This window comes from Leadbetterella sp. DM7, assembly GCF_040829825.2.
Lineage (GTDB): Bacteria > Bacteroidota > Bacteroidia > Cytophagales > Spirosomataceae > Leadbetterella.
In genome coordinates this window covers 1-255 of sequence record NZ_JBFOLH020000083.1, presented here as the reverse complement: position 1 = coordinate 255, position 255 = coordinate 1, and the positions used below count along the sequence as shown (strand labels likewise).

Annotated in this window: 1 rRNA gene; it reads left to right on the top strand. The window is 49.8% G+C overall.

What is annotated here, in order from left to right:
• Positions 1-255, top strand: a 23S ribosomal RNA gene (locus AB2U10_RS19315); the annotation flags it as partial.

The window sequence follows — 255 nt, the reverse complement described above, 5'->3', positions numbered from 1 at the left end:
AAGCCCAAACCGGATATGTTACGGCATACCCGGGGTTGTAGGACTGCTGGAATCGAGTTATTTTAAGCTGAATGATCTGGGAAGGTCATCCGGAGAGTGTGAGAGACACGTAAGCGTAAAGAAGTAATGAGAGAGCAGGATCCTGAGTAGGGGGGGACCGGTGAAATCCCCTTTGAAACCGGCGGCACCATCCGCCAAGGCTAAATACTCCTGAGACACCGATAGTGAACTAGTACTGTGAAGGAAAGGTGAAAA